Consider the following 25,471-nt stretch of genomic DNA (forward strand, 5'->3'; position numbering starts at 1 on the left):
TTAATTTTTTTTGTTAATTCTCAAAAAGTTTAGGTATTTTCTGAACAGTTCACCGACTGTATTAAAATCTTCTTTATAAAATATACCAACACCTTGTGTATTACGAGAGGCATTATCTGATAAATAATCATTAGATCGGGTGAAAGCTTTCAATTTCAATTTTCCTTTTTGATCAATTTTTATATTTACGTCGAAGTCACCTACAATATCATTGTCTTGGTTTTTATTAGAATTGGTTCCCAAATTACCATTAATTGTTACTTTATCATCGAAAATCTGCGTCGAAAGAGCAACTTCTATTTCATCGCTAGTAATATTGTCACCCGGTCGATAACTGAAACCAACATCAAATTTATTACTAATCTGACTAAGCCAGTTAGATAATTGATTAGACAATAACTCACTAGTTGTGACCCCAACCGCATAACTTGAATTTTTATTTTCAAATTCAGCATCCGTAGATCGCATATACTCTGGTGTATAAAAACGATTCAATACCAATAAGGATAGAATTTGTTTGTTCATCTCATCTTCTGTTGAGAAAAGAGCATCAAGAATACTTTGTGTTTGTTGATCTAGTGTTGGAAAATCGATATCGAAACGAATATTAGGATTGCTAAGTTGTTGGCTTAGGTTCATTTTACACTGAACTTGTATCTTTTTCTTGTTCTCGACATATGGCGTATTTAATAAGAGATCGTAAAGAGTTGTCTTTACATTGTATATGGCATTGATATCAATTGTTGCACTGTATGGATCTCCATTCCATTTAATTGTCCCACCATTTGATAAATCAAACTTTTTGTTGATTACATTTTGAAGTGTGAATAAATAACTTCCAGTATTGATGGTGTAATTACCGTAAATATTAAAATCACCTTTTGTATCAATTCCTAGTTTTAGATTACCAGTACCATTTGCTTTTATGATGTCTCCTATTTTAGGGTCTAAAATGATTTGTATATCGGTTTCTGGTGTAATTTCAAGGTTGCAATTTAGTTTTATACCGCTAAGATCGATATCATATTTTTCCTTTGCGATTTCGACTGTTTCATATGAGTTAATGAAAGTGATAAAATTGCTTTTCTCAATGTCACCTGTTTTGTTCAGAGGGATGTATATTCGGGTATCTTTATTGGTTTTCACATCGATCTCAATTTCTATATCATCTGGAGAACCATATAGGTGTGTAATGCCCGTCATGTAAGCTTGACCGTATAGAAGCTCATTGTCAGTAATTTTGGTGTTAAGAAGTTTGAAGTTTTTAGTATTAAGAGCTATGTCTAAATCAATTTTTTCGAAATTATTGTGTGAGATAGCACCATAAATTTCAGCCAGATTATTTTCGGAATCATACAATTTTAAGTTATTAAATTGTATTTCTTGTGGTGTGAAAATAATACTGTCATTGCAAGAGTATTTAGTTTGCAACTCATCAATCTTGAAGCTTGTATCTAGGAATTTAAGCTTACCATAAAAGCGAGGTGAACTGGTAGGACCTTCAACTTTCATAAATCCACCCAATCGTCCTTTTAGTTCAGATATATTTCCTTCCAAATAAGGACGAAGTGCATTCATACGCATCGAATCTAAGCTGAGACTTAGATTAATTGAATCTGATACAGGAAAATAGTCACCTTCAATATTAATCTCTCGCTTATTGTTATGAATCGCATATGATTTAATAGATAGCTTTTGTTCAATTTTATCCCAATCACTTTTAAGATGGAAATCTCCAATAGTATCACTATTAAAAGTTAAATTATCTAGAATAAGGTCAGATTTAGTTAGGCGATCTCCATAGAAGTCAGAGAGTTGAAAGTAGCCTCTAGTATTACCATCAATGCCTAAACTTTTGCCGTTAGTAATCGTATTTATATTCTTCAAGCTGATATTATTGATCTGACATTTAATCATGTCTTCAACTTGAGTTGAAATCTTGCCATCTATAGATAGAAATTGTTCATCTTGCCTAATCTCAAATTGGTCGATAGTATAGCTTGTACTGTCTATTTGAATGTGTGATTGACTTATTTGCCAAGTCCTATCAGAAAGAATCAAAGTGCTGGGTAGAATATCAATTTCCCATTTCGGATCTGAATTCAGTTTTTTAGAACTGGCAGTTCCCATGACAGATAAGGAGCCACTATATGTTTTTGCACCCCAGTTATTCCAGTTTAAATCGTATTTAACTTGGTTCTTTTGGGCTTCAATCTGATGTGAAAGATTGAAAATGTTATAATCATTGGTGAAAGATAATTTATCGCTACGTCCCTTTAAACTGAGTTTATTGTTGTTGGTGTTCAAGCTTACCTTAATTCCTTCAATATATTTTGAGTCGTAATTTAAGGATGGAATGTCAAGTTCAAGGTTTAAGGAATGCTCTTTTGCATTAATTTTCCCACTCAGTTGACTTTGGGGTGCTAAGCTTATTTCAGGATAGATTAGTTCGGTCAACTCTGCGTTTTCCTTTAATAACAGATCGAATTCAAACTTATTGGTTGAGTCTATTTTAGTGTATGATGAATCAGGAGCATAGGCTGGTAGGTAGTAGTATATCATGTTTGATAAGGATGAAACGAGCTTATCAAGTTCGTAGTTTCCTTTCACATTTAAATCTGCTAAATCTGATTTTAAATTGAATTGTTTGAGTTCTGGTGTGGTTTTAGAATCGATTGTAATCTTATCTAAATTGAATTCTCCTCTGTCGTTTTTGTATTTAATATCATCGATCAAAATATTACCATTAGCATTATCAAATCGTGCACCTGTAAAGTTTGCATTTAAGCTTAAACTGAGTTCCGAGAGTTCATCTTTTGTATTAAGATGTAAAGGAAATAATTTAGCATTCTTCAATTGAGAATTGAAATTAACTACTGGAGTCTCCTTTGAAAGGTCGATTTTACCTGTAAAGTCAAGCCCTATATTTGGGTCGAGAAGTGAGATTTTACCATCGAAATGTTTATCAGCAAAATACCCGTCGAGTGATAAGTTCTTGTATTCGTAATCAAAGAAATTGAATTTTCTGATATTACCTTTCATTACACCTTGAGTCACATCTTTAGAGGTGGATCCCTTTAAGGCAACATTCATTGATACTTTTCCAATCTTTTCTTGACCTAAAAGGTGTCCAAGGTTAAAATCTTGAGTATTTATATCACCTGTGAAACTTAGGTTGTTTTCTATAAGGCTGGGCTTGAGTAAAATATCAGTTCTGATATTACCCTGGTCAGTTTGGAAATTTCCATAAAAGACAAAATCGTTAAGAAAACCATTGAACTTTCCTTGATAATGTATGAGACCCAAATTATCTAGCTGACTAGGAAGTTGAATATAATTGTCCTCATAGTTAGGGATGTAAATACTCTCAATGTCTGAAATGCTAGTTGTAAGATCTTTAAAATCAGCTTCGAGGTATGAGTCGGCAATACTAGGGAGACCATTCATATAGAATCGGCCTTTGAAGCTGGTTTGATTCCCATAAAGGATATTAATATTCTGCCCCTTTAAATCATAAATTGTTCCATACACATGACCAGATAAGAAACCGTATTCCCTAAAGCCTAAAAGTCTGTCGTTAAAATAAGCCAGATCTTCGAAATTAATTTTTGATGATTTAATTTGAAAATCAAGCTTCATTTTTTTAGTAAAATGCCTCCAGTAGCCTTGTCCACTTTCATAATTTAAAAGTATCTGTCGTGCAGAAACATTACTTTTAGTTGAACTCATGGTCACACCTGACATACCCCATTGTGTTGGTGTAATCCAAGAATGAGTTTTAAAATCTTTTAAAACAAAGCCTGATTTTTCAATACAACTCATATGTTTTAAATCAAAAACAACAGAATCGCCAATGATTTTAATCTTACGAGCTTGAAGTTTGATGTTTTTAACATCAATGTCGTCGTAATTCATGCCAAAAGCTTGTTTTTTTGCATGAATTGTAACAAAACTGAAATGAGAATTTATTAAGTCGAGGTTTGAAACATTAATATTCCAAGGTTTCCCTTGTATCAATGTATCTTGGACTTCTTGTTTTTTTGAAAGAGAATCGATAAAAACTTGAAGGTTTTGTTTTCGATCTTCACCCTCGTACAAATTAAAATATGCTTTATTTAGGATCAGCTTGCCTATATACGCTTTTCTTGTTTTGAAATCTATTGAATCAAGTTTGGATTTCAACTCTCCAACATAAACTAAAGTATCCTTTTTATAATCTTCAATGTAAATACCTTTGAGGATGATGTTTTTAAAAGGAGAAAAGTCTACACCTTCTATTGTAACAGGAGTATGGGTCTGTTCAGATATATATATGGCTATCTTTTGACTAATATACGTTTGTACGCGAGGGCTCAAAAATATTAGATATGTCAATATAAGCACCATAATGATACTTGCTATGGACCAAATTGATATTTTGAGGAATTTTTTAATAGTTTTGTGCTTTTGAGTGCAGTTGCACAAAATTAGATAAAAAGAAATAGAAAACAGCTAGTGTAAGCTGTGATTATAGTCTTTTTTAATGTTTTTAAGTTAATTTTTAATTTGATGAGTATAACGATATTAGGAATTGAATCATCATGTGATGATACGTCGGCTTCGGTTTTACGCGATGGTGTGATTCATTCTAACATTACTGCCACTCAAACTGTGCATATGGCATATGGTGGAGTTGTGCCAGAGTTGGCATCTCGTGCCCACCAGCAAAATATTATTCCGGTAGTTGATCAAGCTTTAAAAGAAGCCAATGTGACAGCTGATGAAATTGATGCTGTTGCCTTCACACGAGGACCTGGATTGCTGGGTTCTTTGATGGTTGGTACCTCTTTTGCTAAGGGCTTTGCTCTATCAAAGAACATTCCTCTAATAGAGGTAAATCATCTAAAAGCTCATATTCTTGCTCACTTTATTGATGATTTAAAAAACACTTACGATCATCCTAATTTTCCTTTTTTAGCACTTTTAGTTTCAGGTGGCAATTCGCAAATTATCATTGTGAAAGATCATATGGACATGGAAGTCATTGGTGAAACGATTGATGATGCCGCAGGCGAAGCCTTTGATAAATGTGCAAAGGTTATGGGAATTTCTTATCCAGGAGGACCTATAATTGATAAGCGATCGAAGGAAGGCAATCCATTGGCTTTTGAATTTAGTAAACCAAAAATCCAAGGGCTAAATTATAGCTTTAGTGGATTAAAAACCTCATTTTTATATTTCCTTCGCGATAGAGTTAAAGAGAATCCTAATTTTATTGAGGAGAATATGAATGATTTGTGTGCATCAATTCAATATACGATTGTTGATGTCTTGATGAATAAAGTAAAAAGAGCTGTTCGTGAAACAGGCATTAAGGAAGTTGCTATCGCTGGAGGTGTTTCTGCTAATTCAGGTCTTCAGAATGCGATGAAGGAAGCTGCTGTTAAAATGGGATGGAAAGTTTATATTCCACAGCTAGGTTATTCACTTGATAATGCTGCAATGGTTGCTATAACAGGGTATTTTAAATATCTGAAAAAAGATTTTGTGGAACAGGATACAGCTCCTTTTGCAAGAATGACTATCAAATAAAATTAAACAGCCTTGAAATATTTTTTCAAGGCTGTTTTTATATCATTCGAATTGATTCTAGTCTGTTGTAATATTTAGATAACCTTTTAAAACCATGATGGCTTCATCAGAAAAATCCTTAAGGCTAATTCGATATTCTTCTTGTTCCTTCGTTAATACAATGAGTTCATTATTAATAAGCTTGAATTCTTTAACATCTTTTCGGTAGATTTTTGTTCGCCTTTTAAACCACCCATATTTATATTTTATCCTTCGTGAGTTTATTTTTAGATATTCACGAGGATGCATAAACTTACAGCCTAATAGAATTCCGACAGTATATATCGATGCAATAATGATTAAAAATGGTGCAAAATATTTACATAGATAGATAACCTCGAAGTATCTTACAAAAAAGTATAATACAATAGCAGTGATGATAGATGCAATACCAATGGCTAATTGTTTACTCTTACCATTAAGTGCTTTAATCTTATGACTTCGGATATCGTATTCGAATTGAAGCATGGCAGTTTGTTTTTAGTATTTGATTCAAGTTACTTAAAATTGAACCAACATAAAAACCTTTGTCTGAATTCGGGACAAAACCATTTATTCTTCAATCAGAATTTGTGAGAATAAGTTATTTTGTTGAATCATATCAGAATAAGAATTGGAGATGAAATCTTTTGGGTTGACTTGAAGTAATTTAATATAAATATTGCATTGCTCTTGAAGTGAATCCTTAGAGAGCTTATTATCTTTGTTTGAAGCTTCAATTTCTATAAATGTTCCTAGATTTTTGACTGTGTCTAAATGGAATTTCACATTATCAATAAAAAATATCTCTCTATCTTTCTCAACAATGCATTTGTTGCCAATCGCATTTTCTAAAATCGTTTTAAGACTAGAATCTACCTCGGTTTTATAAAGTGTGAATTTACTTTCTTTACTTCCTTGAGTATTTTCTCTTTCGTAATGGATCAAGTTGTTTTCAATATTTCCTTCACGAAGTTTTAAACGCCCCTTGTTAGAATTGAAATAGGTGTCTTTTTGATGATCTATACCTTTGAAATCTGCATTTTGACTTTTAAGGATGTCTCTAACTTTGTTTAAGTTGGAACAGCGAGCTTTGATTTCTATATTTATTGGCATGGTCTATTTTGAATAAATTTATGGCTCAAAAGTAGATATAAATTTGATATGAAGACGATTTGTTTAGTTTTGAGATAGTACAAGTTCTATAATCTTGTCAGCAATTTGATGAAGAGGCGTAATAAACTGTGGTTTTGCTATTTTATAAGCTTCTGAAGGCATGATTCTAGCGATAGCATTTTCAGGATCTTCTACGATACAAATTCCGCCCAAATCATTTATCTGAAGTAAACCATTGGCTCCATCCTGATTTAAGCCCGAAAGGACAACACCAATAAGATTTTGTTTGTAGCACCAAGCTGCCGTTTCGAATAACACATCGATTGAGGGTCTTGAATGATTGATTTTAGGATCGGTTGAAAGAGCAAAGGTTTCGTCACACTCAATTAATAAATGGTAGTTTGGTGGTGCAAAGTAGACTGTTCCAGGAGAAATAGGCTCTTTTTCTTCAGCCTCCTTTACGAATAGTTGGCTGATGTCATTAAGAAAACGAATAAAAGAATCGTTTTGATTGTCTCCAATATGGAGAACAACGATTACTGCCAAAGGGAAATCCTTAGGTAGTAGAGGAATAATAGCCTTTAGGGCTTCTAAGCCTCCAAAAGAGGTGCCTATTACTAAAGCTTTATACATGATTTGCTTAGGCTTTTCTTATAAATCTTTTGTTTATCATCCACATTTGAGAAACAATTCTCATTGGTTGTGAATTTCAAACTTTCCTTTGATCCCAGACACAAATGTCCACTAGATGACAGACTCTCATGGAATAAGTTGATCACCTTATTTTGCAAATCTCGATTGAAATAAATGAGAACATTGCGACAAATAATAAGGTTTACTTCGGCAAAAACAGAGTCTGTCACGAGGTTGTGATCAGCAAATACGACTTTTTTAACCAAGGATTGATCCAATTTGATTGATCCATATTTCATGGTGTAAAAATCTGATAACTTAGATTTTCCTCCAGATTTCGCATAATTTCTCTCAAATTGGTCAATGTCACGAATAGGGTATATGCCTTGTTTGGCTACTTCCAGAACTTTTCGGTTAAAATCGGTAGCATAAATCTGACAACGGTCTAGAATGCCTTCTTCTCGTAAAAGTATAGCAAAGGAATAGACTTCTTCACCCGTTGAACAACCTGCATGCCATATTTTAATAAATGGATATGTTTTTAGATTTGGAATAACATGTTCTCGAAATGAAGCATAAAATTCAGGATCACGGAACATTTCAGTGACATTGATGGATAAATCCTCGAGTAATTCGATAAAGAAATCTTTCGAACGTAAAATCTTATCCTGCATTTGAGAGATACTTTCCAAATTGCTGATAGCTAATCGATGTACCAATCGTCTTTTAATATGAGAACGGGAATATCTTCGAAAATCATATCCGTACTTCTGATAAATGGCTTCAAGGATCAAAGGTATTTCAATGTCGATATTATCAAATTTTTCAAGTTTATCCAGATTGCTTGCCATTTTAATGAACAGTTTTGATTCCTTTACTCAAAACACTCTTTAAACCATCTTCTTTAAATGGCTTGCTTAAAAAATTATCCATACCTGCATCAAGGCATTGTTGTTTGTTTTCTGATGAGGCATTTGCAGTTAGCGCAATGATATAAGTTGAGTTGGTAATATTTTCATTTGTCTCATAGCTCCTAATTTTAGCGGAAGCATTCAGTCCGTCAAGTACTGGCATTTGCATGTCCATAAGAATGATATCATATCTCTTCTCTTTGTACATTTGCAGGGCCTCAAGGCCATTTTTAGCAACATCACAAGTTAAACCTAAGTGTCGAAGAGTTAAAACGGCGACTTTCTGATTGATTGGGTTATCTTCTGCCACAAGAATTGTGAGGTCTTGTGATAGTTCATTATTATTGCTTGGACCTGTTGTTATTTCGTGTTCTTTATATTCGAATTTGAGTTCAAACATGAACTCTGAACCTACATCTTGTTTACTTTGAAGTGTAATCTTACCACCCATCAAATTGGTTAGATTCTTTGAGATTGCAAGTCCTAGTCCAGTTCCTCCATATTGCCTGGAGATAGAACTGTCAGATTGTGTGAATTCTTTGAATAATTTCTTTTGTGCCTTTTCATGAATTCCAATACCGGTGTCTTTTACTGAGAATAAAAGAGATACCCACTCTTTGTTTTTATCAAGCAATTTAATTGATACATTAACATCACCTTTAAGGGTGAATTTAACCGCATTGTTGGTTAAGTTCATGATGATCTGGTTCAGTCTAAAAGAATCTCCTCTAAGAACTCGTGGAACATCTTTGTCAATATCTATGTTAAAACGAATTCCTTTTTCAACGGCTCTGTAGTTAAGAAGCTGATAGATCGTGTCACATAATTTTCTAATATCAAAGTCAATACATTCCAGGTCGATCTGTCCTGCTTCTATCTTTGAGAAATCTAGAATATCATTTATGATTTGTAAGAGATGTTCGCCTGATGTTGTTACAACATTGAGCATATCTTGATGTTCTGAGTTTTCAGTCTCATTTTGCATTAATCGCGAAAGGCCTAATATGCCATTCATTGGAGAACGTATTTCGTGAGACATATTAGCCAAGAACATTGATTTAGCTTGAGTGGCGTCTTCCGCTTTATTTTTGGCTAAAATAAGTTCTTCATTTTTCTCCTCAAGGTATTTTAAAACAAGGTCTAATTCTTTTCTTTGTCTATAAAGATCAAGAAAAACACTCACCTTTCCTTTAAGAACTTCCGGGATAATAGGCTTTGGTATAAAGTCTACAGCTCCTGTTTCTATGCCTTTTACAATATGATATTCACTTTGATGAATTGCAGAAACAAAGATTACAGGAAGGTATTTAGTCTTCTTTCTGTGACGCATGAGTTCCAAAGTTTCATAGCCATCCATACCAGGCATTTGTACGTCAAGAATTGCCATTGCGAATTCATACTTCAGTGTATGTTTTAATGCCTCTTCACCAGAAAAAGCTCTGACAATTTCAACATCGAAATCGCTAAGAATATATTCAAGACTGATTAAATTCTCTTCCTTATCGTCTACGATTAGTATTTTATCCTTATTCATAACTTAATTGTATAACCAAATTTTTAACATCGAGAATAACTTGTTTTCATCAATAGGCTTCGATAGATAATCGTTAGCTCCATGATGTATTGCTTTATCATAGTCTTCTTTCATAGCCTTGGCTGTGGTGCAAATAATAGGAATATTCTTAATCTCTGGAGTTTTCCTGATATGCTCAATGGCTGTGTATCCATCCATTTCGGGCATCATAACATCCATCAAAACTAAATCTATATTTTTGTTTTCTTTCAGTACTTCGAGTGCGATTTTTCCATTCTCGGCCTCAAGTACTTCCATATCTTTATCTTCAAGTATTTTGCCTAGGGCAAATATGTTTCTAATCTCATCGTCAACAACTAATATCTTTTTACCCTTAAAAATGGATTCATCAATTTCACCTATTGTTTTTGCAAGAACTTGAGGGTTTTTAATTGCGACATGATGTAAGAAGAGAGTGACTTCGTCCATTAGACGAACATCTGATTTGATTCCCTTAAGAATTATAGCATTTGTGTATTTGCTTAGCTCACGATGTTCTTCTCGTGAGAGTTCTTTCCCTGTATAGATGATCGTGTTAGGAATCGTAATGTCTAGTTTTGATAATTTTTGCAATAATTCATGCCCCGAAAAATCAGGTAAACCTAAATCAAGAATGACGCAATCATATTGTTTGTTTTTTATCTGTTCTAGTGCGGCAGAACCACTTTCAGCTTCATCAATCTGTGCATGGGTTTGCTGTAGTAAAGTGTGAATTACTTTTCTTGTTAAGGCACTGTCTTCGACGATCAATATATGTTTTGAATCAGAGAAAATTTGTCTGTTAATTTTGTTCATTGCCGAATCAAAATCAATGGCATTTACAGTAGTTAGCAGTTCTTTTTTATCATTTTTCAGCCCATCTATTGGAGAGACGATATGAAGAGGCAAATTAGATGTCAGTGGGTTTTCTTTTAATTTTGCTAACTGTTCGTCACCATTCGTTAATAAAAGTTTGGAAGCAATAATGATAGAAGTAGGTTGGTATTTCTCTACCAAAGGCATAGCGGACTTTATATCGGAAGCAGCTACGGCTTGAAAATCATTTTTATGAATAAGATCTAGAAGTTTTTCTGCTTTCTTTTTTTCTGGATGAATTAGAAGTACCATAGCTTTTGTTTGGAACCGATCTCTGTCATCATCAATGTATTTTGTAATATCTTCAGTGTTTACTTCTACAGTTTTAGGAAGTTCAACTTTAGTAGGTGCGGCAATTCCGTCTGCACAATCTAAAGAGCCTTGATTGGGTTCAATAGGGATAATAACTGTAAATGTTGAGCCTTGATTAATCTTACTCTCTAAGTGAATTTCACCACCTAGCATAAAGGCTAATTCCTTTGAGATAGATAGGCCTAAGCCTGTTCCACCATATTTTCTTGATGTACTACTATCTGCTTGTTGGAACGCTTCAAAAATGGCTTCTTTCTTGTCATCATGAATACCGACTCCAGTATCTGTTATCGAAATGGAAAGAGCTTGCGATGGATCAAGATCATTTCGTCTAAGTGCTAGCTTTTCATCATGCTTATTAAAAGAGACAGTAATACTTCCTTTTGCCGTGAATTTTAGGGCATTTGAAAGTAAGTTCTTGATGATTTGTGATAATCTTAATCTATCACTAACAAATGAAGTTGGTATATCCTTTGAAATCTCAACTGAAAGCTCTAATTTTTTCTTTTCTGCCTGGTGTTTAAAATCGAGCATGATTTCATGTTTGATATCTGCTGCATTGGTAGGAGCAAATTCAATATTCATTTTACCTGCTTCAATTTTTGACAAATCAAGAACCTCATTGATTAGCTGTAAAAGATCCTTACCGCTTTTGTGAATTATTTCAGCAGATTCAATATCAGATTTGTTTAGGTTACCCTTTTTGTTCTTAGTAAGCATCCCCGATAGAATCAATAAAGAATTCAAAGGTGTACGTAACTCATGTGACATATTTGCTAAGAAGTCAGACTTGTATCGATTTGTTTGTTCAAGCTCTGTAGCCTTTAATTCAAGTTCAGTATGAGTTTGAGATAGGTTGAGGTTTTTTTGTATAATCTCATCTTTTTGAAGCTCCAATTGATTGGTACGCTCCTCCAATTCTTCATTGGCCACTCTTAATTCTTCTTGTTGAACCTGAAGTTTCTTTTCGTTTTCGGTTAATATTTTGGTGTGCTCTTCAAGTTCTTCGTTGGCCACTCTTAATTCTTCTTGTTGAACCTGAAGCTCTTTGGCTTGATCCTGAGTTGTCATTAATAAACTTTCAAGACGTTCACGAGCAATTGAGGAAGCAATATTTACAGTTATTGTTTCATTGGCATTGTCAAGGAAACTAATTTTATGAGGCTTGAACTCGCGAATTGAAGCCAATTCCATTACGCCCCATAGGCGATTATTAAAAAGGAGAGGTATCAATATGATTTCTTTAGGACTAATCTCTCCAGTTCCTGAGAAAATGGTGAAATAATCTTTTGGAAGATCTTTAATGTGTTTGATTTCTCTACTTTCGGACATTGATCCAATCAAACCATGCCCTTTTTTTATGAATTTAAACTGATTCTTGTCGGGTAAACCATGTGATGCAACAAGATTAAACGCTTCATTAATTTCATCATAAAGATATAAAGCACCCAGTTCAGCATTAAGGAAGTTGATTGTAAATTCAAGAGCGTTACCTGAAACTTCAGTCGTTTCCTGATCGCCACGTAATTTCTCGTTAAGTTGATTCATTCCTGTGCGGAACCAATTGGTTTCTTTATTCCTTTGGTGTGCCGCTTCAAGTTGGTCAATAATCTTATTGAAGGTATGTGTAAACTCATCAACTTTAGAGCGAGGCTTAAGTTTAACACTGTAGTTACCTTCAGCTACTTTTTGAATATTGTGAATAATACGTGAAAAGCCAAATTGAATTTCGTTAAAAGATTGTGTCAAAACACCAAGTTCACTATTACTCTTCAAGCTCAATCGTTTTTGAGGAATCCCTTTGTTTAGAAGATTAAAATTTTTCACTAAAGTAGCAACAGGTTTTGATATCGATCTGTTGATGATATATGATATGCTCGATATGAAAACTGCGATAAGGAATATAAAAAAGCTAATGACATATATCAGAGCTTTGTTTACTTTGTTTGATAATTGATCCGTTTCTCTGGCAAAGTCTCCAAAGTGGTTCTTTAATCTATTAATATCGTTAAGAAGTTCTTTATTGACGATACCCTCTTTATGATTTTCGATATGTTTCTGAATACTTAAGCCAATTTGATAGCCATTTTTAGCAATTGCCTGATTCTCTTCCAGTTTATGAGGGGCATATTTACTAAGGAGCTTTAACCTGTTGTAGAAAGTATTGACAAGATCTTCATTAGGTTGTTGTATTGTAGGGAAAGAACTGTAGAATAATTTGGTGAATTCTTTCTTCGATAAATCTTGAAGGTGTTCATCAATTTTCGAGAAATTATATGCCATAAAGTTAGCAGCCTTAATATCATTAAGTGCTGATGTGTATAATGCCTCGTCACCAGTATGGATATATTTATAGTAATCTTGAATACCACTACTGAAAGTATTATTGTGAATACGATCTGCATTCATGAAAAGAGTCAATACTCGACTTGATTGGAAAAAGAAATTTGCCAGTAAGCCAAGTAGAATTATACTTGTAACTGAAACAATTGTTAAAAGGAATAAACGTGATTTTATTTTCCAATCTTTAAACTTAGATATTGGCAAGTTCATGATAGTCGTCAGTGTTTGTTGTATAAATGGACTCTTAAAGATGCGCAAAAATAGTAATAAAATAAAATGAACTAACTATTTACTTACACGAATAGCTTTGAAAAATAGGTTAAATTGTTAATTATTCATCTTTTAGGATTTTTATAAAAAATATATTGCTCAATATATATTTAACTGTAGCTTTATATCTTCATTCAAAAACGAAAAAAAACAATAAAATCATGAAGCATATTTTGTTAATCATCTTCTTATCTTTTAGCCTTTTGCTTTCAGCTCAACATAAAGATTTAAGTAAGCTATATTTAAAAGGTGAATTCGAAAAAGTAATTGAAAAAGGGATGCTGAAACTTGAGCAATCACCTGATGATGTGATTATTAATATGATTGTTGGTAGAGCTAATGTGGCTATAGGGAAGTATCAGACTGCTATACCCCTTTTGAAGAAAGCTTTAGATGATAAAACTGCACTGCCTTCTACAATATCGTGGAGCATGGCAGAATTAGGTAAGGCTTATTATCATACTGGACAGGTGAAAATTGGGGTAGAGAATTTGAGAAAGGCTATGGATATGAAGGCTACTCGAAATTGTACTCGTTTTGCTCATAATCAATTGATGCGTTTTCAAGAGAACAAATTTTTTCAAAAATGGAAGGTTCGTGAAACAGATCATATTCGTTTTCATTTTCAGGATGAATCAATTATTGAGAATGTAGAAAATTATATGAAGCAACACGAAGATGCTTATCTGGATGTTAATAAGTTTTTCAAGACAGTTTTGCCTAAGAAAATTGATTTCTTTGTTTGGAAGGATAGGGAAGAGGCATACGATTTGTTTGGTAGACCTTTGGGCTTTGCTAATTCGGAAAGAAAGATTATAAATGCATGGTATAAACAAACTAAGGGACATGAAATTTGCCATATTCTTTGTGATATTGCTATTCAACCTAAGAAGAAAACAAAATTGATAAATGAAGGGATTTGTGTGTATTTTGATCAAACATCCCGAAACAAAATGGATCAAGCTAGAAAAGTATCACCTAAAAAAGAGTTTCATTTGCTGGAACTGTGGGAATCACCAACGCAGTATGAAAGAGATTTATCTTACCCTATGGGTGGTGCATTTATCGATTTCCTCATTCATAAAGGAGGAAAAGATAAGCTTAAGAATCTCTTAAAGGATCAGACAATAGAAAATGCAGAGAAAATATATCCAAATTTTAAAGATCTGGTTAAGACTTTCGAAGCAATGCTTGAGCGTTAATTCAAAATATTAGCGATGAATAAAAAAAACGCAAGGTATTGACCATATCAATCCTTGCGTTTTTTTTGCTTTTGATTCTATAAACGTTTATTCTTAATTTAGAACTTGCTTAGGGAATGTCATAATAAACACACAGCCTTGTTCGAGTTCGCTTTCAACCCATATTTCCCCTTGATGCTTATCAACAAACTCCTTACAAATAAGTAAACCAAGTCCAGTTCCTTTTTCTTCTTTGGTTCCAACGGTTTGAACCTTGGTATCTATTCGGAATAGTTTGGCAATATTATCAGCACTCATGCCAACACCAGTATCCTTTATAGAGAGTTTAATGTCGGTTGGACGGTCTTCTGAATAAATACTTATGGTACCATTTTCAGGCGTGAATTTGATTGCATTAGAAATCAAGTTTCTGAGAAGGCTGGTTAGCATATTATCATCTGCAAAAATCTTCATGTTTGAACAATCTAAAATCTTCAATTCTATTTTTTTCTGACTGGCTTGATATGAGGCGAAAGAAATTGAATCTTGAATGATTTCTTGAAGATTGAGATGTTCAGGATGAAAAGGAATTTGATCAGACTGACTCATAGCCCATTCCAACATTTTTTCTAAAAGGTTAAAGTTTAATCTTGCTGAATGTTGAATATCTTTGATTAATTCTAGTTTTGTTTCGTCGTCGAACTCATTGTAGCTTGTGCACAAGATGTTTGAAAAACCAATAATGGCATTGAATGGGTTTTTTAGATCGTGGGCAATAATAGAAAGAAACTTATCCTTTGTCAGATTTGCTTCTTGCAATTTATCAGCAGTGACATTAAGCTCGGTCAGTGTTTTTTTGAGTTCTGTAGTATCGTAACCAACAGCAATTGTTAAATTTGAAGGTGTTGTAAACCCAGCCCAAAATTGGTTTCTCTGTTCTTGATTCTTATTGGTGATAGTAAATTCATTAAACTGACCACTTGGATTAGAGAAATTATTTTTAACGTGATTATATTCCTCTTTGTTTTTTATAAGCTTTTCAAAAGGATTATCCATGGTTTTTACTTCATCCAATGTATAACCTGTAGCTCGTTCACATTCTTTATTCCAAAGGGCAATTTCACCGTCTTTGCCTAAGCCAAATATCATGATAGGCGCTATTTCGAAAAGGGATTTAAATTGCAGTTCACTCTTCTTGAGTTCTTCATCTGCAATAAGTTTATTCTCTATGATTTTATTGGTTGCGTCTGCAATTGCGTGGAATTCAGAGTAGTTTAATTTTGTTTTGTCAATATTAGAATTCGACTGGATCGCTTTCTTTAGTAAGCGAATAAAGGTTGCAGTATTCTTTTTGGTTTTATGAGTTACATATCTGAATATCAGAATTAAGATTAAATGGATAAGAATGATAAGTATTAGTATGTTTGTTGCCTTTTTAATTTGAGCATTTTGCATTTGTTGAATGCTACTGTTTATATCTGCTTCTATAAGTGAAAGATCGAACCAAGCGCCTACAACCCAGTTCCATTTGGTGTATCCCTTTACATAGGAGATGTTTTTATCAATTTGATTATTATCCTCGTTAAGCCAGTCAAAATTAGTGAATCCGCCATCAGGCATTTTTGATGCTTCAATTTCAGCTTTAATTATTTCAAAGCCTTTAGCATCCTTTAATTTAAGTATGTTTTCCCCATTACTGTAGTGTTTCGTGTTTGAGAGAACTACATTTCCATCAGTATCGTTAATGAAAATTTGTTGATTAACACCATATTGTATGTTCTTGATGTATTGAATTGCCTCTTTTTTTATGTCTCCTTCAATATCAGGAATGTATTCGCCTGTACCAATAATAATATTGAGCGGTTTAAATAAACGAACATAGATTACTGATGGGGAGGTAAATGACTTATCGGTCGTTAAATTTGTTGATTTTTCTCGAATAAAGCCCTGCCCATATTGAGTTGCAATTCTTATTTCTTCCTGAACGATTGCTTTTTCTGGTGAATCTTTAAGTTTTAAGAAATTGGTGCCTTCAAATTCAGGATGTGCGGGGTATAGCATCTCTTCACCATTTGTATTAAGGATAAAGTAGTCACCTCTGATTTCTTCTGATCTTAATGGTCGTAATGCTTCTCTAATGATTTGTGTGATAGCTTGCTTGCTGTATATGTGTTTATTCTTTTTGTATATATTTTCGGCTAAAACATAGGCCTGATCAACTCGATAGGTTAAGTATTCGTTAATTTTATTGATTCTAATATCTCGGCTAATGTTTATGTGTTCAATGACTTGATCAACCTCGTTTTTAATCAATTGCTTTTGAGCTTCTACATGGGCTTGTTTACTCTCCTTGCTTTGTTTTTCGAAAGTTTTGTATTCGAAATAAAGGAAGAGACTACTTGTTACAATTGCCGAAATAGCAAAGAATACAACAATGTATAAAAGAAAGGTTTGCGGTATAGATAGGGCTTTTCGTTTTAGCATAGGGAATAATAAGGGTTTGCAATTGATCAGCTACTAAAATACAATTATTATTAACGAATTGTCTGTTTATTTGGAAAAAGAATCAGTGTAAATAAGCCTGTTTATTTATGTCAGCTTTCTGCGTGTATACTCTAGAGGTTCTCTATTCCATATCTTGTTTATTATGTAGCTTTTAACTTTTATAAGAGAAGGAAAGGTTTTGTTTAGTTTTTGGGTGTAATCTAAGTTTTACGTAAAGTTTGACTGTTATTTTGTTTTTCATAAATTTGATGTGTCTAATATTAATCTCTAATTATGAATGCAACAAATTTTGAATTGAGTTTTAATGCCTGCAGACCTTTTTCTTCAACAAAAAGGAAGACTTATTATTCGTTGGGAATCGTCGAAATGCTTGTAGGCTCAGTTGGGATCTTTCTTGTGGAATACCCTATGTCTCGATTTTATATGATTTTTCTTGCTGGTGGTATTTTGAGTTTCCTTATAGCTGCTTATGGTAAGAATATGATTAAAGAATCTAATTCAATTTGTATTAATCCTCAGAATGTTACCTTTAAAAACGTTTCACAACGAGCCAGGAATCTTGAAGTTGAGAATTTATACGATCTTATTATAGAGAAAAATAAGGTTGAGTTTGTTACTAAAGATCAAAAATACAGTCTCTACGATTTTTCAATTTTTACGCAAGATCAAAAGAAAGCTTTATATCGTGTTCTGAAAGAGTTGAAAGAGAACTTAGGCTAAATTGTAAGGGAGAAAAGTGAGAATGCATGTATCTTTCCTCTTTATTACTTCTAATACAAAACGAATTCAGAATGAGACAGATTTATCTATTGATACTACTAGCCACTATTGCTTTGAGTTCATGCACTGGGCCTAAGTCGAATGAGTGTGAAATTGTTTTGGGTGATACCATCCGAACAGCAAGTGGTTTGCAATACTATTACGAGAAAATGGGTAAGGGTAGAAAAGTTGAGGCTGGGTCTGAAATGGCGACCTATCTTAGTTTAAAAGTAGGCGATGATGTGGTTTGGACTAGTGCTGATCAGCCTGATTCTTTATTTACTTATATAGCAGGGTATACCAGATTGATTAAAGGTTTTACAGAAATGAGTATGTTGCTTAGAGAAGGTGATGAGGTGATTGCGATTCTACCGGACTCCTTGGCTTATGGCGCTAAAGGCGCTGGAGATATTATTCCACCTCATGCGACTTTGGTTTACGACAAGTTTATAGTGGTAAGGGTTGATGAGCCTAAAGGCATAATGGCTGATACGCTACTTAAAGCAATTGAAATTGGTGGCGAGAAAGCTGTAATGGAAAAATATAAAGAAATAACAACATCGGCCGATTCTAATAAATTCCACAGAGGGCAAGATCATTTGTATAGATTGTGGGACAAATTGAGTAAAGCCAATCAGCACAAGAAAGCAGCCGAAGTGGCAGCTTGCTTTGCCGATGCTACAAATGATAATAAGCTTTGGTACAAAATGGTGCTTTCCTTGGAAAACTTAGGCGAATTTAAAGAAGCGAAAGAGAACTTGGAGGTGCTAATTGGTAAAGAGCCAACAAATAAGGAATTTACTGATAAGTTGGTTGAGATGAATGCGAAACCTTCGCTAAAGTAGTTGTGAATAGTAATTAGAATTTTTTAAAATTAAAGGACATCGACCATGGAAAAGGATACAGACTTAATTGAAATTTACAGAGGAAACCCTATTAATTCTGAAATTATTAAGGATATTTTAAACGATAATGGCATTATTGCAAGCATGACTAACCAGATGATGGGAAGTATTGCACCCTTTTATGTGGCTGCAGGTGGTGTTGATCCTGTTGGAGTCGAAATTTTTGCGAGAGATAAAGAGAAAGCCCTTGCTTTGATTGAAGCATTTAATAAGAGTATACCTGAAGAGTAGATACAAAGGATAAAGGATAAAGCTGCGATCGTAAGGTTGCGGCTTTTTTTTTGTGAAAGTTTCCCGAAGAATTTGCAGTATTAATAAACATACTAGTTTTAGTATGAACCTATACTTGTTTAGCACTCCCTTGGCTCAGGTTGTCCTACTTCTCAGCACAAGAAATTGACTACCTCATCTCTTGAGATTATACAGACTCAATAGATATTTTAAGCTTTTCGACTCGTGGAGAAGTCTTCCGCTGGTCTTGCGAGATGTATCTACAGAGTAGAGAATGTGTTTTGAGCTCTTGGGAGATGTATCTTAAGTCTGGCGGAAAGTCTTTTTAGTCTTCAGAATGTTTTTCACACTCCCAATTGTACATCCCCAAGAGATTCTATAGGCTTCTCTGCTTTAAAGGAAGACTTCCGCTGCTCTTGTTGGGTGCATGTTCTGCTCTAAAGGAAGCTATATTCCTTCTTCAGATACGCATCTTAAGAGCCGAGGAAGTGATCTCTATACCTTAGAATACTTCCTACAGACCTAAGTAAGTACTATTTAGGTCTCAAATGTGTGTCGCAAGACTGGCGGGAGTCTTTTTTATGAACGGAACTATACTTAAACATGTCCAGCGCTAGTCTTCCTTTACTCCTCAGATGTGTGTCTCTAGACTAGCGGAAGTCTTTTTTATGAGGTGAACTGTGTGTATTCATGGAACTATACTTAGAGAAGTGCCGATTATGCAGATGATCGCAGAAAAAGAGTTTGGATTTTACTTTAATCATTTTACCCAATGAGAAAATCTCTAGTACAGCCAATTTGAAATGATATTTTCGTGTTTTACCTGTCGTCTCATATCATGTAGAACAGCTTGTGTATTTATAAAAGGGTATTGCTGTTTTTATAGTTAATTAATCGTAGTGTTTTTGTTGTGTTAATAAATCATCATGTTAAGTATTTACTGAGATGATTGGTTTTGTTCTAGCTTATTGTTGTGATGTTTCATGATTTTTAGCTATTTTTTTCTTTTGTGTGTGTAAAGATGTGTTAATCAATGTTTGGAGTTTGTTTGTGGAAACTGTATATTTAATTTGTTAAAGAGAAGTTGGGTGTTAAGATTATTCTTGTTTGATGTGGGTTGTGAGTTTGTGATTTTTTTTTTTTTTTCAATAATCATATTAACAATTAAAATCTTAACTATGGAAGCATTTCTTTCTTTTATTGGGATCTGGCCCCTAAAGTGGGCGCCTAACTATTGGGCTTTATGTTGGGGCCAAACTATTTCTATTAACGACAATCCTGCACTTTATTCATTACTTGGAACAACTTATGGCGGTGATGGTAGATCTTATTTTAAACTACCTGACTTTCGTGGAAGAGTTCAGGTTGGTTATGGATCTGGAATAGGTTTAATTCCCACTACTATTATGGGCCAAATAGGAGGGGTTGAAAAGGTGCAATTAACACAAAACGAAATGCCTACTCACACCCATGCAGCAGCTCTTTCTTCTGTTTCAGTATCGTTTAAGGCTAGCGATCAGCCCGGTACAGAATCAAAACCAGGCGAAAATAATGCTAAAACAATTGGAGCAGGTGCTGGAAAGTATGCTGCTACCCTTTATAACACAGAAGTACCTAATGTTAGCTTGGATGGTGTGTCTGCAAGCGGTGGTAACATATCGGTAAATAATGCAGGTTTAAGTCAGTATCATGAGAATAGACAACCTTACACTGTTACAAATTATATTATGAGTATGCAAGGAATCTTCCCACCAAGACCATAATAATAATAATAATAAGTCGGGATCAAGCTACTTTTTAGCTTGATCCTTTTTTTACTCCTAGTTAACCCCAACTTCTTTTCTTTATGATTAAAAATATCAAGATAGGTTTTCTGACACCCTATTCCTCCATTTATCCCGAGATGACTCCCAGCCTTATCTCTGGCTTTTATTCTGCCATTCCTGAAAAATATCATTCTGTTTTTCAGATAATACCTGAGTATATCGGACAGGGAGGGGATAAGATAATCATCGAAGCAGCAAATAAGTTGTTGCATTTCCATCAGGTGGATATCCTTGCTGGATTCGTCAGTTATAAAGTTCTGCCTTCTATTATTCCCCATATCGAAAGCAGGCAAAAGGTAGGTTTCTTCTTCGATGCAGGAGAATATATCCCTTATACCCATCATATATCAGACAATGTGTTCTTTAACAGTTTCCAGATGTGGCAGTCACAATTTGCCCTAGGAGATTGGGCTCATAAACAGTTTGGTGATAAAGGTACAGTTATTACCCCCATATACGATAGTGGTTACCATCTGCAATCTGCTTTTCGACAAGGGGCTGTAATGGCGGGCGCCAGTGAATTGGATTTTCATGTACTCAATTATAAGCCTGAAGGTTCGCAAGTGAAAGGACAAATTCAGGAACTATTTCAACAACTCAAAAAAGAAAAGCCCTCATTTATACATGCTCTTTTTTGTGGTAACGAAGCCCTCGAATTCTACGATGAATTCTGCAAATCGGGTTTAAACAAACAGATTCCCCTTATTGTAAGCGCTCATATGGCCTCCGATGAAATACTGAAGCAAGTGAGTAATCTGGATCTGAAATTCTATTCGGCATCCATGTGGAACTATCATTCAAAAGAACAGGCCAATCTTCAATTCAAACAAAAGGTGAACCAATTTGCAGGACAAAAACCCGATTTTTACACCCTTTTGGGTTATGAAACAGGTCTTTTGTTTGAGAAATTGATACCTGATTTCCAAAAAAGAGACTGGCCTGAGATTAAAAAAAGACTCAAAACTGAAACCATTGAAGGACCTAGAGGCAAACGTTCCTTTTTCCTGAATTCAGAATATGCCACTCCCCTTATAGATATCGAAAAGATTGGGTTTCACGCTAACACCGTGACCAAGATCGTTATTGAACAAGGAATAGCCATGCAGTACAATCATGAAACCTACGAAAGGATTCATAAAGAGAATGTCAGTGGCTGGCTAAATCCCTACATGTGCGTGTAAGTTGATCTATTTTCTTAATATATAATTCAACAATTCAGAGTATTCCTAAACCCTAAATTATGAAAGCAACTTCTACCCATTACCCATTTTTTCGAAATGTCAGATATTTATTGGCGATATTTTTATTCCTATCTGGTAGTTTAAGTTTTGGACAGACTACAGAAAACTATTCTGGTGTAGGAACATCTCCTGATGAATCTATTGTAAATGGGATGACTGCATATGAATATGGAGACTTTACATACCAAATTACGGAATTGGATGGACAAGAAACAGACGTAGATCTGTATTGGTGGGTAGTTTGGAGTGAAAGTGGAACTTCAGATTTAGGAGTTACAGGAGCAGACGCAACTTTCGTAAAAACATTTAAGATAAAAAAGACTGATGGGGCTTCTTTTACCGCAACAAGTCTTTGGATCTTTTCAGATTTTGACGACGTAATTATTACAGGATATAATGATAACGCCACCACAGGTCAGACGGTGACGGTTTCCGCTGGTTTTTCAGGAATACAGACACTAAATTTTACAGGGGTTGATGAACTTCGGTTTGAAGGGACTGAAATCATAATTGAGATTGATGATTTTGCGTACACTTTAGGTGCAGCCAATGCCGCCCCCACGGCTACAGCACTTAGTGCCCCAAGCGTAAGCGAAGATGATACAAATGTTGCTTTGGCAGATAACATTCAAGTAGCAGATACTGATGGAGATGACCAGACGCTTACATTTACAATAACCGGAGGAACGCTTACTACGGGAACTACTGGCATTACATTTGGTGGCAATGGAAATGGATCAGCTAGTTTTACGGCTTCAGGTACACTGGCTGCAATTAATACAGCTTTGGATGCTGCTACATTTACTCCTACTCCTAACCTAAGTGGCACTAATGCTGCTACAATTTCTTTTACTACAAACGATGGAACAGACGATTCCAATACAGCGAGCGTTAGCTTTGATATCACTGCTGTTAATGATACTCCCGTTATTTCAATTGACGGATCTGTTTTATCTTATACCGAAAATAATGCAGCTATTCAAATTGATGCTGCTGCAACAGTAACCGATCCTGACGGTGATGCCGATTGGAACGGTGGACAACTAGCTATAGAACTAAACTCTTATATTGATTCATCAGATGAAATTAGTGTTAGTGACACAGATGGTGATGGAATAGCAATTACCATTAGCGGAGCCAATATATTTGCTAATGGCACTGACGTAGGTGATTTAGTTCCCAGTGGAGGAGTAGCGACAGGGGGAACGCAACTCGCTATCGGATTTGATTCTGATGCTACAAATGCCATTGTGCAGCAAGTGTTTAGATCTATACGATATAGGAATACGTCTGATAACCCAGGAACTTCCGAGCGGTGGATAACTATTTCCGCTTTAGATGCAGTTCTTGCCAGTAAAACTGTTCAACGTACAATTGGTGTTACTGCTGTTAATGATGATCCAACCATTTCAGGTTTACCTACCGATATTACAGTTACGGAAGATATTGCAAGTAATGTTGATCTTTCGGCTGCCACTTTAGCTGATGTAGATGCAGGAGCAAATAGTATTGTATTAACTATTACGACATCGACAGGTACACTTTCTGCTAGTACAGGAGGTTCAGTCACTATTGGAGGTTCAGGTACAGGTACGCTTACTTTAACCGGAACAGTTGCCAATATTGATACTTATTTAAATATTGCATCGAATATTAAATATACTGGGGCTAGTAATATAAATGGTAACGATGCTGCTACTTTAAGTGTATCGGCTAATGATGGAGGTTATACTGGAACAGGTGGAGGAACAGATGTTTCTTTAGGAACAGTTAATGTTGATATCACTGCCGTTAACGATAAACCCACAGCAAGTAATTTTTCAGCAACAACAATATATGAAGGAACACCCTATGTTTTTTCTACAGGAAATTTTGCTTATTCAGATGTTGATGGTAATGCTCTGGTTAAGATTACTTTTAATTGGGTACCTGAGAATGGTATATTATATCTTGATGCCGATAATGGAGATGATTATGATGCTGGAGAGGAATTAGCTAATGGAGCAAATGTTAGCAAGGCTAATTTAGATAATGGGAACTTACAATATTTAAATACTGATGGAATAAGCAGTTATTTTGAATTTGTTGTGAACGATGGTATTACCTATAGTGCCTCAATTTACACTGCTACATTAACAGTTTCTTCAGCACCTACGGTAACGCTTAGTTTAGATCCTTCTTCTTCCATAGCAGAAAGCTCTGGAACAACAAATCTAAAAGCAACATTATCTAACAGTTTTAATAAAGATGTAACAGTAAATCTTCTTTTTTCAGGAACAGCAACAGGTTCAGCTACCGATTATACTTTACCTGCATCATCTATAATAATATCAGCGGGTAATACATCTAACTCCATACAACTTTCTTCTGTTAGTGATGCTTTGGATGAAGATAACGAAAGTATTATAATTGATGTTGTGACTGTGACCAATGGTACAGAAGATGGTACGCAACAAGTTACAGCAACAATACTTGATGATGATTATTCACCTACCCTCACTACAAACAGTACCCTCAATATTGATGAGGCAGCAAGTGCTACTCTAAGTTCAGTCTCACACTTAAGTGCTACTGATGCCGATGATAATGATGCAATATTGATTTTTACAGTGACCACCAATACTTCGAATGGTGCCTTAAAGAAATCTGGTTCCATTGTGAATGAAAATGGAACTTTTACACAGGCTGATCTTACAGCTGGTATTATAACTTATGCCCACGATGGCACAAATACTGACACTGACAGTTTTGTTTTTAAAGTCTCAGATGAACATGGTAATGAGTTGACCAATCAGACATTTTCCTTTGTTGTAACAAATTATACTCAAATAGCTTCATTGACTTTACCAGCTACTTCATCAACAGATAACAGTGATTTGAATGTCGATTTCAGCCTTCCCGAGGCTGCAAGCCCTGGTACGCTTAAAATGACCTTTATGCGTACAGGTGGAACTGCCGATGCGTCTGCACCGCATGTTCTTACTTTTGCTACCGGATTCGAATCGGCTACTCAACATATAACTACACTCGATGGAACGGATCTGTCTTCCAATGCCAATGTCGCCAGTGTAACCACCGATGGCAATGATGCCCTTGTTGATGGTGCAATCTACTCTGTTAGCCTGGAGTATCAGGATGTGCTTCTGAATGCAGTTGCATCGATAACATCTGCAGGTTTGACCTATGACAATATAAGTCAGTTGCCCACACTGGCATTGCCA

The 25,471-nt window shown here is 34.8% G+C and carries 16 protein-coding genes; 8 read left to right on the forward strand and 8 right to left on the reverse strand.

The genetic code is table 11. The annotated features are described in order from the left end of the window. The gene (locus ABY905_RS00185; RefSeq protein ID WP_372639394.1) at nt 1-4,374 is read right to left on the reverse strand and encodes a translocation/assembly module TamB domain-containing protein; all 4,374 of its coding nucleotides are present in this window, start codon (nt 4,372-4,374) and stop codon (nt 1-3) included. A gap of 174 nt (nt 4,375-4,548) precedes the next feature. Here ABY905_RS00185 and tsaD point away from each other — a divergent pair, with 174 nt between their 5' ends. Further along, entirely contained in the window at nt 4,549-5,571 is a 1,023-nt protein-coding gene (gene tsaD / locus ABY905_RS00190) for a tRNA (adenosine(37)-N6)-threonylcarbamoyltransferase complex transferase subunit TsaD (RefSeq protein ID WP_372639395.1), read from the forward strand. 57 nt (nt 5,572-5,628) lie between these two features. Here tsaD and ABY905_RS00195 read toward each other — a convergent pair whose 3' ends face one another. The 6 genes from ABY905_RS00195 to ABY905_RS00220 all read right to left on the reverse strand — a co-directional run bounded on the left by ABY905_RS00195 (nt 5,629) and on the right by ABY905_RS00220 (nt 13,542). After that, nucleotides 5,629-6,078 (reverse strand): hypothetical protein, encoded by a 450-nt coding sequence (locus tag ABY905_RS00195; RefSeq protein WP_372639396.1) that lies wholly within the window; start codon nt 6,076-6,078, stop codon nt 5,629-5,631. Nucleotides 6,079-6,162: 84 nt separating this feature from the next. Beyond that, complete coding sequence (locus tag ABY905_RS00200) at nt 6,163-6,705, reverse strand: class IV adenylate cyclase (protein WP_372639397.1); 543 nt, start codon at nt 6,703-6,705, stop codon at nt 6,163-6,165. Nucleotides 6,706-6,768: 63 nt separating this feature from the next. Further along, complete coding sequence (locus tag ABY905_RS00205; protein WP_372639398.1) at nt 6,769-7,338, reverse strand: chemotaxis protein CheB; 570 nt, start codon at nt 7,336-7,338, stop codon at nt 6,769-6,771. Next, a complete protein-coding gene (locus ABY905_RS00210; RefSeq protein WP_372639399.1) occupies nt 7,323-8,189 on the reverse strand; it encodes a protein-glutamate O-methyltransferase CheR in 867 nt (288 codons plus the stop codon). The genes ABY905_RS00205 and ABY905_RS00210 overlap by 16 nt, the downstream gene beginning before the upstream one ends. Nucleotide 8,190: 1 nt before the next feature. Next, nucleotides 8,191-9,783, reverse strand: coding sequence for a response regulator (locus ABY905_RS00215; RefSeq protein ID WP_372639400.1), 1,593 nt, complete (start codon nt 9,781-9,783; stop codon nt 8,191-8,193). A 3-nt stretch (nt 9,784-9,786) separates the two neighbouring features. Next, nucleotides 9,787-13,542, reverse strand: a complete 3,756-nt coding sequence (locus ABY905_RS00220) for a response regulator (RefSeq protein WP_372639401.1) — start codon at nt 13,540-13,542, stop codon at nt 9,787-9,789. A gap of 221 nt (nt 13,543-13,763) precedes the next feature. On the opposite strand from ABY905_RS00220, the gene ABY905_RS00225 reads away from it, so the two are divergent. Beyond that, nucleotides 13,764-14,804, forward strand: coding sequence for a hypothetical protein (locus ABY905_RS00225; RefSeq protein WP_372639402.1), 1,041 nt, complete (start codon nt 13,764-13,766; stop codon nt 14,802-14,804). Between the two features lie 93 nt (nt 14,805-14,897). Here ABY905_RS00225 and ABY905_RS00230 read toward each other — a convergent pair whose 3' ends face one another. Continuing rightward, a complete protein-coding gene (locus ABY905_RS00230) occupies nt 14,898-17,267 on the reverse strand; it encodes a cache domain-containing protein (RefSeq protein ID WP_372639403.1) in 2,370 nt (789 codons plus the stop codon). A 294-nt stretch (nt 17,268-17,561) separates the two neighbouring features. Here ABY905_RS00230 and ABY905_RS00235 point away from each other — a divergent pair, with 294 nt between their 5' ends. From ABY905_RS00235 to ABY905_RS00260, 6 genes are all read left to right on the forward strand, one after another. Continuing rightward, entirely contained in the window at nt 17,562-18,008 is a 447-nt protein-coding gene (locus ABY905_RS00235; RefSeq protein ID WP_372639404.1) for a hypothetical protein, read from the forward strand. Nucleotides 18,009-18,079: 71 nt separating this feature from the next. After that, nucleotides 18,080-18,892, forward strand: coding sequence for an FKBP-type peptidyl-prolyl cis-trans isomerase (locus ABY905_RS00240; RefSeq protein WP_372639405.1), 813 nt, complete (start codon nt 18,080-18,082; stop codon nt 18,890-18,892). 45 nt (nt 18,893-18,937) lie between these two features. After that, nucleotides 18,938-19,183 carry a hypothetical protein gene (locus ABY905_RS00245; protein WP_372639406.1) on the forward strand — a complete coding sequence of 82 codons (246 nt, stop codon included), beginning with the start codon at nt 18,938-18,940 and terminating at the stop codon, nt 19,181-19,183. A 1,178-nt stretch (nt 19,184-20,361) separates the two neighbouring features. After that, the gene (locus tag ABY905_RS00250) at nt 20,362-20,946 is read left to right on the forward strand and encodes a phage tail protein (RefSeq protein ID WP_372639407.1); all 585 of its coding nucleotides are present in this window, start codon (nt 20,362-20,364) and stop codon (nt 20,944-20,946) included. A gap of 83 nt (nt 20,947-21,029) precedes the next feature. Further along, complete coding sequence (locus tag ABY905_RS00255) at nt 21,030-22,190, forward strand: ABC transporter substrate-binding protein (protein ID WP_372639408.1); 1,161 nt, start codon at nt 21,030-21,032, stop codon at nt 22,188-22,190. A gap of 59 nt (nt 22,191-22,249) precedes the next feature. Next, a partial coding sequence (locus ABY905_RS00260) for a cadherin-like domain-containing protein (protein WP_372639409.1) occupies nt 22,250-25,471 on the forward strand: 3,222 nt, incomplete at its 3' end.

The sequence above is a fragment of the Ancylomarina sp. genome (assembly GCF_041555295.1).
Lineage (GTDB): Bacteria > Bacteroidota > Bacteroidia > Bacteroidales > Marinifilaceae > Ancylomarina.